Genomic DNA, 12,715 nt, shown 5'->3' with positions numbered 1-12,715 from the left:
GGATGGCATGAAGATCGAAGTCGTGGTGGATGTGAAGACGACGTTGGGCGAGGGCCCGCTGTGGGACGTCGAACAGGAGCGCCTTTACTGGATCGACAGTTTCGACGGCCGCGTGTTCCGCGCTACCGCCGATGGGCGCGAGATCCGCTCCTGGGACGTGCCGATGAAGATAGGCTCCATGGCGCTGCGCAAGGACGGTGGCGGCGCGGTCGTCTCGCTGCAGCGCGGCTTCCACCTGCTCGATTTCGCCACCGGCGAGGTGACGCTGATCCATGATCCGGAGCCGGACAGGCCGATGAACCGCCTTAATGACGGCAAAGTCGACCGGCGCGGCCGCTTCTTCGCCGGCTCGATGGATACGATGGAGGAGGGGCCTTCAGGCGGGCTGTACCGGCTGGATCCGGATTTCTCCGTCACCAGGATCGATTCCGGCATCATCTGCTCCAACGGCCCATGCTGGAGCCCGGACGACCGCACCTTCTACTTCGCCGATACCTGGACAGGCGAAATCTGGGCCTACGACTACGACATTGCTACCGGCGCTGCCACCAACCGCCGTACCTTCGTGCGCGTCGACACAAGCAAGGGTGGCGCGGCCGACGGCTCGACCGTCGATGCGCAGGGGTATCTTTGGAATGCCCTGGTCTATGACGGCCGTCTGGTGCGCTACGCGCCGGACGGCACCGTCGATCGCATCATCGACATGCCGGTGAAGAAGATCACCAGCGTGATGTTCGGCGGGCCGAAGCTCGATACGCTCTATGTCACCTCGATGGCCAAGCCGCCGCTGCCGCGCTTTCCCGGCGACGGTGTCCTGCGCGGCAGCCTGTTCGCCATCACCGGCTTGGGCGTGACGGGCGTTCCAGAGCCGCGATTTGGCGGCTGACGGGCTGGGTCGTTCCCCAGGGCCGAAATTGACGGTCGGCATGTTGCCAAGGCCGGTCGGCAGGCCAATGTCGCTACGCGCGACAATCTGCATTTCGTGTCTGACAGGACCGAGGGTGCGAGTTTTTTCTCTATGCTCAAGAAATAGCAAGGCCGCCGGGCGGAGCTCGGCGGCCTTGGCTAATGCCGTTCTGGTCGATGCCTAAGGCGTCGTCTGCGCTTCGATCTTGGTGGCCATCTGGTCGATCTTGTCAGCAAGGACGCCTTGGGCCCAGGCCGTGACCTCGTCATCGACGGGCTTGTTGGCCATGTCCGTCAGCGCTGCATCGAGCGATGCCTGGTCGGTGCCGACAGTCGCCGTAGCCGCCGCCGCCTCTGCATCGTCGGCCGCTGCGTTGTCGGCGTCGACAACGGCCTTCTGGGCGGTGATCTGATCTTTCACAGCCTGGATCTGCGCAGCCGTGGCGTTCGGATCAGTCTGCAGCGCGGTCAGCTGCGCATTCAGCTTATCCAGTTGGGCCTGCGCGGCGGCGGCCGTGGCGGCTGCCGCTTCAGCCGCGGCCTGGGCAACCTTGGCTTTCGCGGACTGTGTCACGAAGGCCTGGATGGCAGCGAACTTCTTGCTCTTGGAATTCATATAGGCGTTGATGTTGCGCTGCAGCGAATTCAGCCGGCCGAGTTTGGCATGGATGTTTTTCTCCTTCGGCACGGATGCGACCTGGGTGGTCGTGTCGACTGTGGTGTCGGTCGTTGCGTCAGCGTCTACCTTGCCAACACGTCCTGGGGCCGACGCAGACTTGCCACGCGAGGCACCGCTGTTGCCTTTGCCATTGCCATTGCCGCCAGCATTGCCGCCGCCATTGCCATGGCCGCCACCATTGCCGCCACCGTGCCCGTTGCCGCCGGCCCCGGCCAGCGCCGGCGACGCCAGAAGCGCCAATGCGGCAAGCGCCGCGAACAGAGTTTTTCGGTTTGTCATGGTGTCTCCTCGGGGAATCGCCACCTCCGCCCAACCGCGCTAGATCAGCGTAATATGAGAATCCACTAATCGTACGGAGTAAACTTTAGACAAATGCGGTCGCACTGCTCGAGTCCGGCAATGGCCTGTGGATTAACTTGTTGATATTTCATGCAAATAGATGCCGCGAGGTCGCTGTGCTACTGAAGTCCCATACCAGCTAGGACCATGGTCCTGGCTGTTAGCCAATGTCGCCGAGCGGTCAGTCGGAAACGCGTTGGAATACAGGAAGTCGATGACGAAGGCCTGGCCGAATGCGTCACGCGGGGACGCCATGGCTTGCTCTCTGCGAAGGCGACGTGGTCGCCATAGTGGTCGCCGCCCTAAATCAGCAGCAGGCCCTTCATGCTGGCGTATCCTTTACGCCCGATGATGATGTGGTCGTGCACGCCGATGCCCAGCCGTTTGCCCGCTTCGACGATCTCTTTCGTCATCTCGATATCGGCGCGCGATGGGGTCGGATCGCCCGACGGGTGGTTGTGCACTAGGATGATCGCGGTGGCCGACAGTTCGAGCGCGCGCTTGACCACTTCCCTGGGATAGACGGGCGTGTGGTCGACTGTGCCGGTCTGCTGCACCTCGTCGGCGATCAATGCGTTCTTCTTGTCGAGGAATAGGATACGGAACTGCTCGCGCGCCTCGAAGGCCATGGCCGAGCGGCAATAGGCGAGAAGCTGCGTCCAGGACGAAAGGACTTCGCGGCCATGCACTTCGCCATGCGCCATGCGTTGCGCCGTCGCAGCGACAACCTTCAGGTCGAACGCCACCGCCGGGCCGATGCCCTTGACCTCCTGAAGCAGGTTGACGGGCGCGCCAAGCACTTCGGCCAGCGTGCCGAAGCGCGCCAGCAATGCCTTGGCGGCCGGTTTGGTGTCGGCGCGCGGGATCAGCCGGAAGAGCAAGAGCTCCAGAAGTTCATAATCGGGCAAGGCGTCTGGACCCGCCGAGGCAAAGCGCTCGCGCAAACGGTCGCGGTGGCCAAGATATCCAGGCTTTTCAGCTGGAGCGGGCTTCGCCGTCGCGGCGGGCCGAACCGGCACTTCGGAGAAGAAACTCCGCTCGTCGTCGTCGCTGGCCTTCCCCATCAGCCCCCGCATCCAGCCAATCAGTCGGGCAAGGCGGCCGCCCGACGTATTAAATATCAGGCCGGCAGGCCGGGCCGGTCGAGGTTGTTGGGCGAGAGCGTGAAAATCTCGCAGCCCGTGTCGGTCACACCGATCGTGTGCTCATACTGTGCCGACAGCGAACGGTCCCGCGTCACCGCCGTCCAGCCATCCGACAGCACCTTCACATGCGGCCGGCCGAGATTGATCATTGGCTCGATGGTGAAGATCATGCCGGGCCGCATCTCGACGCCTTCATTGGCGCTGCCATAGTGCAGGATGTTGGGGGCGTCGTGGAAGAGCTGGCCGACGCCATGGCCGCAGAAGTCTCGCACCACCGAGCAGCGCTCCGCCTCGGCAAAAGTCTGGATGGCGGCGCCGATGGCGCCGGTGCGGGCACCCGGCCTGACGGCGGCGATCCCGCGCATCAGGCATTCATGGGTGACCTCGAGCAGGCGTTCGGCCGCGCGCTTGATGGTGCCGACCGGATACATGCGCGAGGAATCACCATGCCAGCCATCGAGAATGTAGGTGACGTCGATGTTGACGATGTCGCCATCCTTCAGCGGCTTGTTGTCGGGAATGCCGTGACAGACGACGTGGTTGATCGAGGTGCAGGACGATTTCGTGTAGCCGCGATAGTTGAGCGTCGCCGGCAGCGCGCCGTGATCCATGCCGAACTCGAAGACGAAACGGTCGATGGCGTCCGTGGTGACGCCGGGCGCGACCATCGGCACCAGCGCGTCCAGGCAACGGGCGGTGAGGTCACATGCCTTGCGCATGCCGGCAAAACCCTCCTCGCCATAGAGGCGGATCTGGCCGGTGTTTCTGAGAGGGGCCGTGGCGGCGTCGAGATAGGTGACCATTTTGTCCGTATAGAAAGGTGGGCGCTGCAGGAGTGCTGGCGTGAATATCCCGCCAGATTTGGCACTTGAGGGCAAAAGGTTCAAGGAAGAACTGGCTGATGCGGCCTTGGCCGGCGGGATATTCGTCTCGTTGGTGCAATTTCTATCGGTTTTGCACGGTTGCTTTCCTTTCCGGCCATCCTGCGCTAGGGCGGATATATGTTTTGGAGATCGCGTCCATTACCCAAGCGTGCCAGATCGCTTGAAGCCTCGCTGACGGCAGCCTGCTCATGTCTGATGGGCTTGGTGCTGCTGACGATGCTGTGCCTCGGCAGGCCCGATGTTCCCACTTTCGCGGACCCGGCCCAGACCGGCGCCAGCGTTGGCCTGGAACGGTCGGGCGAGGTCGCGGCGCTGCTGCGTGTCACCAACAAGGCGCAGGCGCTGGAGGTTCGCACAGCCCGGCCGGTGCTGGCCAAGTTCGCCGGCTTCCATCCGACCTTGCCGGCTCCGCAAGCTGTTTTCCTTTATTTGGACCGGATTTCCCCGGCCGCACCCGTTGCCGGATCCGGCATGGTGTCCGCGCTCTGCGCGAGCACCAATCAGCCGCGTGCGCCGCCCTCCACGCAGGCTTGAGCGGTCCAGGACCGCACGTTCATTCCATTCCAAGCCATTCGCGTCGCGACCCGTGCGGCGGCCTTCAGCCGCGCATGGGTGGCGTGGCGCGCCATTTCCGGATCATTGCAATGCAACAACGTATCAAGACATTCAAAAGCCTGACACGTGCGGCCTCGGCTGCTTCCTTTCTGTCCGTTCAGGCCTTCATTTGTATCGGAACCGTCTATTGGGCGGTCGCCGAGACGCTCTATCTGTCAGGAACCGGGGCGCTCATCCTTGGTGCCCTGTTCGCCTTGCCGTCGGCCTATGCTCTCTTGACGGTGGTGCGCATGGCTTTCGATGCAGAGACCGACCCGGCCAATCAATAGCGGCGCCGTCGAGTGGAAAGTTCTGCCGGACCGGCTGGTGCCCGGCAGGACTTTCCTCGGCCTGTCTGCAAGCAAAAAACGGCCGTTTCCGCAGTCACGACACATTTGCGTGGCACTGAGCGGGCAAAGCAACTTTTGACGACGAACGGCGTTGCCTGGGCGACGCCAGTTCGGGAGATTGCGGATGGATAGATTGCAATTCGAGGTGCCGGTGCGCATTGCGCAAGGCCCCGGCTTGCCCGTCGAGGAGATTTACAGCGTCGAGCAGGCGCTGGATTTCCTCCAGGACTGGCCGGCGCGCCGGCAGGGACCGGTGTATCAGAAAGCCTTCAATGCCTGCTTCGGCGCCACGGTGGACGTGGTCAAGACAGAGGATGCCTGCCGGGCGTTCATGGCGTTCTGCCGTGTCACCGGACTGATGGCCAGCGACATGATGGCGCCGCGCAAGCGTGGCGGCGAGGCAAGTCTGCTGCGGGCCTGAGGCGTGCTTCGCCTGTTCCGATCGACCAACTCCGTTTTCTCGACCAAGTTGGCTTGAGTGTGCGTGGTGATCTCGTGCCTGGATCATCATTTGCATTTCCTCGCACGGTGATGCATCGACAGCGGCGTTAAGCTTCCGTTTCCACCTTGGCGGCTACGCCATTGCTTGTTCAGCAATGGTTGATTCGTTGCGTCAGTTTAGGTTTGGAAGATGTCCCCAGAAAAAGTCCGTGCATTCCCGATCGACCGTCAGCTGTTCTTGATCAGGGAAGTTGCAGCCAAGCTAGACAATCTGCATGGCGAGCCTGCAGCCTCGTTCTGGAGGGCTAAAGCAGCCGAGTTGCTCGACCTGGTTGTCGGGTCGGGCAGGGACAGAGCAACCGCCAGTGATGAAGTGCGGAGGTTTTTCCTGGCCGTACAGAGAGAGCTTTCGGCTGGACTAGCGACTGAGTCGGCTCCAGTTCTTTCCGCCTAAAAGAAGATATTTCCTTCCAGGCAGCACCTGCCTACGCCTTCGTTGTCCAGGGGGCAGGGGTGGCTGAGGGCGCGGTCACCGTCAACGGGCGGAGATGGTGTTCGATGAGGCTGACATCGAAGCGACATTTGCGTGACCTCGATACATCAAAGTTAAATGCGGAGGATTCGCTTCGTTGCTAATAATAAGGTGGCGGGGGCTGCTCGGGAGGAGCGCCCATGGAAATACGAGACCTCGTTGCCAAGATTTCAGCCGGGCTGCTGAAGCGCCGTGGCAATGCACTATCGCTATCCATCAAGCCGATTCGCGCATCCTTGGCGGATATTCCCCTTAAATCGCGGCAAAAGCCCGCGCATCGCCCACCGCCTCCGATTCGTCCTGCCAGCAACATGTAGTTCGAAGGCTTTTGCCCAGGCGGAAGGTGCCGCACGGTGCTGACGTTCCAGCGCCGCGTGAGTTTCTTGCGTATCGCGACCTCTGCGTGCACCGATCAGCCGACGGCCCACTGTCTGAAGTCAATCGAAGCCCTCATCAAAAATGAACCGAACTTTTTAGCCGTTCCTTCATATATGCATGTTTTCTAATTTAAGTTATGACTTTCAATTGCTTCGCCCGAATTCGGATCATGGCGACCGGTATAGGCCGGAGCACACGGGCGAATGTTGCCACCATCTTCGCCCTCACCCTGCCGATCGTCGTCGGCGCGGCCGGCTTTGGCGTGGAGACCTCCTACTGGTACTACAACAGCCTGAGACTACAGGCGACGGCCGATGCCGCGGCCTATGCCGGCGCGCTTGAACAGATCTCGGGTTCCGACAAGCCGACGATCATCGCGGCCGCGACGCAATCGGCAGCGACAAACGGGCTGGGCTCGGGCACGGTCGTGGTCAATACGCCGCCGGCGTCCGGGCCGAATACGGCGAAGAAGGCGGTCGAGGTCATCGTCGCTCAGAACCTCAACCGGATGTTCACCTCGATCTTCACACAAGGTCAGGTGCCCGAGCAGGCGAGGGCGGTGGCCCTCATCACCGACGCCTCGAAGTCCTGCATGACCGCGCTCGATGCGACCGCCTCGCAGGCTGTGCTGTTTTCCGGCAATACCAGCGTGAAGGTCACCGGCTGCGTAGTGATGTCCAACTCGAACGCTTCGGACGCCATCAAGCTCCAGGGCTCGGCAGCACTGCAGGTCGATTGCCTGATATCGGCGGGCGGCGTTTCTCTCAGCAATCCGGTTACGACCGTCTGCCCGGCCCCGATCACCCAGGCGCTGCCTGTCGCCGATCCATTCGCCGACCTGCCGACCCCGGCCGCCTCAAACCCTTGCCAGAATGCCAACAAGTCGACATTGAAGCCCGGCACCTACTGCAGCGGACTCAGCCTTAGCGGTAGCGTTACCCTCCAGCCGGGCGTCTATGTCGTTCAGGGCAATCTCAAGATAAACGCCAACGCTTCCGTCACCGGCAGCGGGGTGACTATCTTCATGTCAGGCAGCTCGACGGTCAGCATGAATGGCAACGCCTCCGTGCAGCTCAGTGCGCCGACTTCGGGCGCCTATTCAGGCGTTCTGTTTTATGGCGACAGGGCCGGCAGCAGTGCATCCAGCACGTTCAACGGTACAGCCGACTCGCTGCTGACTGGGGCCATCTACTTCCCAAGACAGCAGATCAGCTATCTCGGCAATTTCTCGGGCAACGGCGGCTGCACCCAAGTCGTTGCCGATACGATACAATGGTCAGGCAGTTCAACCATCAATCAGGATTGCACCAGCCTCGGAATGCGCGACATTCCGGCCGCGCAGTCCGTGGCACTGGTCGAGTAGCCTCCCGTGGAACGCCGATCAAAGCCGATCCTTGGCGACCGTTCTGGCGTTGCCGCGGTCGAGTTCGCCATGGTCCTGCCCTTCCTGTGCGCGGCGCTGCTCGGTATCATCGACGGCTGGTCCTATGTGACGAGCTCGCTGTCGATGCGTGCCGGCGTCAAGACCGCCGCGAACCTGATCATGGAAGGGTCGACGAATGATACGGCGACGCAAGCCGTTGCCATTTCGAGCTGGGAGAAACGGCCGGCGGACGGCCAGGTCACGCTAAGCCGGATCTATATGTGCGGGACGACCGTGGTCGACGCCTCCACGCTGTGCAGCGGACCAAAGGTGCCGTCGGTCTATGTTCAGATCCAGGCATCGGCCACCTGGACGCCGCCCTTCACCTTCGGCGTCTTTTCCGCTTCCAGCGTCATCGGCCATCTGGAGGTGATCCGTGTTCGCTAGGGCGTCTCACCGCTTCGCGGAAATGGCGAAACGCCCTAGCTCTTTGTTTTGTCGCGATTCCTTGGGGACAGCGCTGCGCGCTTTTCCCGGGACAACCGGCTCACACTTTTCCTGGAATTGCGCCAGGCAAAGCGCCTTCCGGCGAGATCGATCAGGCGGATCCGGGTTGGAGTTCGCGCTGATCGCACCGTTCCTCATCATATTGCTGTTCGGGATCTTCGCCCTGGGCTGGTCGATGCATTCGGTGTCCAGCGTTCGCTATACGCTGGAGACATCATCGCGCTCGCTGCAGCTTCAGAACACGCTGACCCAGGCCGACATCCAATCGATCGCCACGCAGAAATTGCAGGCCTTGGGTTTGAAGGATGTGAACGTGACGATCGCCATCGACCCGGCAAGCGGCGGTTTCCGCATGGCGCATCTGACCGCCACCTATGCCTTCGTCGTCGATTTTCCTTACCTCGACACCTTTCCGATCAACTACGCCACCACTGTTACCGTGCCGCTGGTCGGCGGTTAGTCAATACGGCGCTGACGCGAGCTTCCGCGTTTCAGCCGGCATGGTCCAGCAGTCTTATGGTGGTGTCACGGCGATGTTCGGAATTGGCGCGATCGATGCCTTCCACGGTGATCGCGAAGGTTCCGTTCTCGATCCTTCCAATCCAGCCCTTGGCTTTCAGGTACCAGAGATGAAACTCAAGATGTTCTCGTGGACAGCCTGACAAACGTTCGATTTCTGTATCGCCAATGCCGGGATTGTTTACGTCTTGTCGGCGTTTGACGTAGAGCAGGGAGAGCAATTTTGCCTGAATGGCCACATCACGTTCGATGGTTGTGTTGTTGCTGGCTTCCCCAATCAACTCCGTTCGCAGATTCAAATGGTCCTTGTGCTGAATGTCATACCGCGCGCGCTTGACAGGGTCTTTGAGAACATTGTGGGCTTCCAGGATTTCGCTGAACCGTGATTCATCGCCGGTGTCCTGATTGTCAGGATGGTAGCGCATGGCAAAATAGCGGAATACCCGTTCTATCGTTTCCGAGTTGGCGTTCGGGCTGATTTCCAGGAGTTCGTAGTAGTCAACGAACAAGATGGCGCCCCCACAACATCGCTATTGCGCACACCGTCGAGAGCATGACCGCTGAAGCCAAGAAACAACGGTCCTCAACTTGCGGCTTCGATTGGCGCGAACTGAAGCCGATCCGCAACGTCGAAGGCGGCCAGAATGATGAAAACAGCCGTGAGGTTAAGGAAGGCGGGTGATGCAAAAATGCTCCCGCTCGGATCATAGCTGCTCAGTTCCATGGCGCTCTACCCCTTCAGCGACCCGATGGTTTGAATAATGATCCGGCTTTATGAGGAACACAAGCGCATGCTAATAAGATGGTTGATGCGGTTACTCTGGGACTCAGCAAGGGCGCCTCGAGCGTGAGCGGGAGCAGGAGGCGGCAGTGCTGCGCTACCGCCTCGCCGCGGAGGAGCGCGCATTGACCACTCTGGCGCGCAGCGGGAGGCGTCCGAGCGGGCCGGACGATGCGGCCGCGTAACTTGCGGCGACCGGTCCTTCTTCTGTCCCGTAATGGATCAATTTGTCGCTGGCACAACAATTGCATTGTCAGCATAGCCGGCTGTTGGGACCGGCAATTGGGGCGAGGTTGGGGCAGGCCTCGCCGCTTCGCAAATGGAGCGGCGAGGTTTCTGCGTTCAAGCAGATTGCAGGTGCAACCGGAGACACAGCGACTGGCCATAGGCGGGCGCCAGGACGCGCGGGAAGCCTCTGCCGCGTAGGACAGCGCCAGCGGGAAACGCGCGCTCGTGACGCCAACTAGGCGGCTTAACGCCTCACCTAAGGATAAAGTACAGCGGAACGAGTATCGAGAATGCCGCGACAGCGGTCAGAAAAATGTCTGTAGTCATGAGCCCCCGCTCGGAATTTCATGACCATCTCACATTCAATTAGCTAAAATGCAAATGAACTCGCGGCCGGCCATTCGAATCTTGCGCGCTCGATCCTGTCGAGGAACATAATCTATCGTTGCGGCGACCCCTCAAAACGGAGATCGCCAATGGCCAGAACCATCCCCTCCAAGCAGCTATCGCAGGCTGAAGTCGAGCGCTTTCTGATGGCAGCGGAAGGCACTCCGCAAGAGCATCATGAAGCCGCTGATATCGCCCAAGCAGCGAGCACTTCCGAGCGCTCCAAAGGACACACGATGCGCCTTCGGCTGTGTAGGCCAACAGGCGCCCAGGGTTCCACGGCAGTGCGGCCCGGCACCCTATAGATTGGGATGTGAATAGGACGCCGGGCCTGACCGACGGGCTGTTTTGTGAGCAACAGCGACGCCGGCTGGTCAATATATGTGCTAATGCTAATATAATTGCAGCGTACGAATGAAGGAACAGCCGGGAGGAGATGATGTCGATCCGCGACGAACTGCAGGAGCTTTGGGATATCTACGTTGCGGCCTATCGAGATCGGGATGCTGCCGGTTGCGCAGCGGTATTCACACCTGATGCGGAATTGCATTCTCCCTATGCGCCGCCGGCTCGCGGCCGCGCGGCGATAGAGGCGCTGCATGGCGTCTGGACTCAACACGCCACCCCCGACAAAACACTAGCCATAATGGAGGCGGGGACTTCCGGGCACCTAGCATGGTCTCTGGCGGCCTATTAGGAGGGTGAGGCCACCGGAAATGGAACTTCACTCAGCGTCTTTGAGCGACACGCTGATGGCGGAGGCTGGTTGATCCGCATGTGCAGTCTCAACAGCACCGATCCCGGCCAATGACCGACAAGCCGGCCTAGATCGCCAGCGTCTTCGACAGGGCGCACTGGTGCACTATCCTGACCACATAGGATGAAGATGAAGCCCAGGCGCTGGAGCAGGCGATGCTTCAGGATGGCGCGGGGCGCGGGTCGAGGAGTTCACCCCGAAGGCGAAGAAGCGCTAAAGGGCTCGGCGCAGACGGCGATAAATGGCGAGTCTCTGAAAGTCCGCCGCATTCACGCATGCCGGATTCGGCGTGGGTGGCGTCCACCCTGCATGCGAAATTGTTTGCTTTGCCATTTTGACCGATTCCTTGGAATCGGCCGGCTCCGGGCGATATTGGCCAAAAATTGGACAGTAAGGACGGGGAGGTCGCCAAGTGTTTGAAAAGTCTGGTACGCCCAAGGGGAATCGAACCCCTGTTACCGCCGTGAAAGTCGCGCCTTTTGCTCTTTCCTGATTGTCCACGAACGTGTATAACATATTGAAAGGTATATGTTTATTTCACGCTCATTCATTCCTGTTCATAGGCGTTCACGTCACGCTTATTAGGGAAAACTTGGGGGACGTTCTGAAGTGGCTCGCACAGTTAGGGATGCTCGACTTGACACCAGGGCGGCACGAATTGCGCTGCCGATGCAAGACAAACCTCATTGGCGGATGATCGAAGAGGGCTTTCACGTCGGCTATCGGAAAGGCCCGCGCGGCGGCAAATGGCAGGCGAGGGTTTTTGTCGACGGAAAGTACGTTGAGAAGTCCATAGGGATAGCTGACGATACGGCGGACGCCGACGGCGCCATCATCCTTTCTTGGTCCCATGCCCAGTCAGCCGGTCGAGCGTGGCGAGAGAAGGCGCTGAGAGAGGCGAGGGGGCACGGGCGAGGGAAGGCAACCTACACGGTGTCAGACGCGCTTGCGGACTATCTGGCGGACTGCGAGCAACGCGGCAAGAAGGACATGCGCGGCGTCAGGCAAACGATAAAGGCGAGAATCGAACCGGAACTTGGCTCGATCGAGGTCGAGAGGCTTACGACCAAAAAAATCAAGGAATGGCAGACTGCCCTATGGCAGAGGCCAGCGAAGAACCGTGGCGGAAAGGAAATCGAAGGGGATGGCGACCCGAGGGCGCGGAAAGTCACGGCTAACCGGATCCTGACAACCTTGAAAGCTGCGCTGAATCTCGCGTTCGCCGAAGAGCTTGTTGATAGCGATCTGGCTTGGCGAAAAGTTAAGCCATTCAAGAATGTCGAGGTCGCGAGAATTCGCTACCTGTCCGTTGATGAGCAGCGGCGGCTGGTCAACGCTTGTGAGCCCGAGTTTCGGGCACTGGTCCGCGGCGCCCTCTTTACCGGCTGTAGGGTATCCGAGCTTGCCCGACTTAGGGTCAGCGACATCAATCTGGATGCGAACACTGTCCACGTCCTCATTTCAAAATCGGGAAAACCTCGCCACGTCGTCTTAGGCGACGAAGGCGTCGAGTTCTTTAGGTCGGCCGTTGCCGGCAAAGCCGGAGACGCGATCGTCTTTCCATTCGGCGGCCGCGAGTGGCAGAAGTCGGAACACTTTCGGCCGATGGTCGACGCGTCGAATGCAGCGAAGATTACGCCGCGAGCTCGCTTTCATGACTTGCGCCATACCCATGCCAGCGCGCTAGCAATGGCTGGGGTGCCCATGGGTGTCATTGCAACGCAACTCGGTCATTCTGACACCCGCGTTACAGAACGCCATTATGCGCACTTGGCGCCATCCTACGTTGCCGACACTATCAGGGCCCATTTCCCGAAATTGGGCATCGGCGAAAAGAGCAACGTGACGGCAATAGCGGCGGCGCGGTGACACTGCCGTTCATTTCACCTTGCCTGATTCATTGCCTCGCCATATATCCCTTTCCA

15 protein-coding genes are annotated in these 12,715 nt (G+C 60.5%); 11 read left to right on the top strand and 4 right to left on the bottom strand.

Features of this window, described 5'->3' with window-relative positions; genetic code table 11:
• Positions 1-7 precede the first annotated feature (7 nt).
• On the top strand, positions 8-886 hold the full coding sequence (locus tag ACVILI_RS21550; RefSeq protein WP_019858518.1) for an SMP-30/gluconolactonase/LRE family protein: 879 nt from the start codon (positions 8-10) through the stop codon (positions 884-886).
• Positions 887-1,087: 201 nt separating this feature from the next.
• Here ACVILI_RS21550 and ACVILI_RS21545 read toward each other — a convergent pair whose 3' ends face one another.
• The 3 genes from ACVILI_RS21545 to map all read right to left on the bottom strand — a co-directional run bounded on the left by ACVILI_RS21545 (position 1,088) and on the right by map (position 3,872).
• Entirely contained in the window at positions 1,088-1,864 is a 777-nt protein-coding gene (locus tag ACVILI_RS21545; RefSeq protein ID WP_019858517.1) for a hypothetical protein, read from the bottom strand.
• A gap of 362 nt (positions 1,865-2,226) precedes the next feature.
• On the bottom strand, positions 2,227-2,988 hold the full coding sequence (gene radC, locus ACVILI_RS21540; protein WP_038647200.1) for a RadC family protein: 762 nt from the start codon (positions 2,986-2,988) through the stop codon (positions 2,227-2,229).
• A 56-nt stretch (positions 2,989-3,044) separates the two neighbouring features.
• On the bottom strand, positions 3,045-3,872 hold the full coding sequence (map, locus tag ACVILI_RS21535; RefSeq protein ID WP_019858485.1) for a type I methionyl aminopeptidase: 828 nt from the start codon (positions 3,870-3,872) through the stop codon (positions 3,045-3,047).
• Positions 3,873-4,157: 285 nt separating this feature from the next.
• Here map and ACVILI_RS21530 point away from each other — a divergent pair, with 285 nt between their 5' ends.
• From ACVILI_RS21530 to ACVILI_RS21500, 7 genes are all read left to right on the top strand, one after another.
• Positions 4,158-4,487, top strand: coding sequence for a hypothetical protein (locus ACVILI_RS21530; RefSeq protein WP_147377455.1), 330 nt, complete (start codon positions 4,158-4,160; stop codon positions 4,485-4,487).
• Between the two features lie 74 nt (positions 4,488-4,561).
• Positions 4,562-4,837: a hypothetical protein gene (locus tag ACVILI_RS21525; RefSeq protein ID WP_051726818.1), complete on the top strand. Its 276-nt coding sequence runs from the start codon at positions 4,562-4,564 to the stop codon at positions 4,835-4,837.
• 184 nt (positions 4,838-5,021) lie between these two features.
• A complete protein-coding gene (locus tag ACVILI_RS21520) occupies positions 5,022-5,318 on the top strand; it encodes a DUF982 domain-containing protein (protein WP_038647195.1) in 297 nt (98 codons plus the stop codon).
• Between the two features lie 210 nt (positions 5,319-5,528).
• Positions 5,529-5,792 (top strand): DUF6074 family protein, encoded by a 264-nt coding sequence (locus ACVILI_RS21515; RefSeq protein WP_038647194.1) that lies wholly within the window; start codon positions 5,529-5,531, stop codon positions 5,790-5,792.
• Between the two features lie 592 nt (positions 5,793-6,384).
• Entirely contained in the window at positions 6,385-7,611 is a 1,227-nt protein-coding gene (locus ACVILI_RS21510; RefSeq protein WP_202359847.1) for a pilus assembly protein TadG-related protein, read from the top strand.
• A gap of 6 nt (positions 7,612-7,617) precedes the next feature.
• Positions 7,618-8,058, top strand: coding sequence for a TadE/TadG family type IV pilus assembly protein (locus ACVILI_RS21505; protein ID WP_038647190.1), 441 nt, complete (start codon positions 7,618-7,620; stop codon positions 8,056-8,058).
• A 166-nt stretch (positions 8,059-8,224) separates the two neighbouring features.
• Positions 8,225-8,578 carry a TadE family protein gene (locus tag ACVILI_RS21500; RefSeq protein WP_223217723.1) on the top strand — a complete coding sequence of 118 codons (354 nt, stop codon included), beginning with the start codon at positions 8,225-8,227 and terminating at the stop codon, positions 8,576-8,578.
• A 31-nt stretch (positions 8,579-8,609) separates the two neighbouring features.
• Here ACVILI_RS21500 and ACVILI_RS21495 read toward each other — a convergent pair whose 3' ends face one another.
• A complete protein-coding gene (locus ACVILI_RS21495; RefSeq protein ID WP_019858477.1) occupies positions 8,610-9,146 on the bottom strand; it encodes a DnaJ domain-containing protein in 537 nt (178 codons plus the stop codon).
• Positions 9,147-9,190: 44 nt separating this feature from the next.
• On the opposite strand from ACVILI_RS21495, the gene ACVILI_RS21490 reads away from it, so the two are divergent.
• From ACVILI_RS21490 to ACVILI_RS21480, 3 genes are all read left to right on the top strand, one after another.
• Positions 9,191-9,319, top strand: a complete 129-nt coding sequence (locus ACVILI_RS21490; protein WP_276315475.1) for a hypothetical protein — start codon at positions 9,191-9,193, stop codon at positions 9,317-9,319.
• Positions 9,320-10,472: 1,153 nt separating this feature from the next.
• Entirely contained in the window at positions 10,473-10,730 is a 258-nt protein-coding gene (locus tag ACVILI_RS21485; RefSeq protein ID WP_240565024.1) for a YybH family protein, read from the top strand.
• Positions 10,731-11,459: 729 nt separating this feature from the next.
• Positions 11,460-12,659, top strand: a complete 1,200-nt coding sequence (locus ACVILI_RS21480; RefSeq protein WP_457102612.1) for a tyrosine-type recombinase/integrase — start codon at positions 11,460-11,462, stop codon at positions 12,657-12,659.
• Positions 12,660-12,715: the final 56 nt, after the last annotated feature.

Source organism: Mesorhizobium sp. USDA 4775, assembly GCF_054062655.1.
The sequence above is the reverse complement of the archived record's forward strand: the minus strand, read 5'-3'. Positions and strand labels throughout refer to the sequence as shown.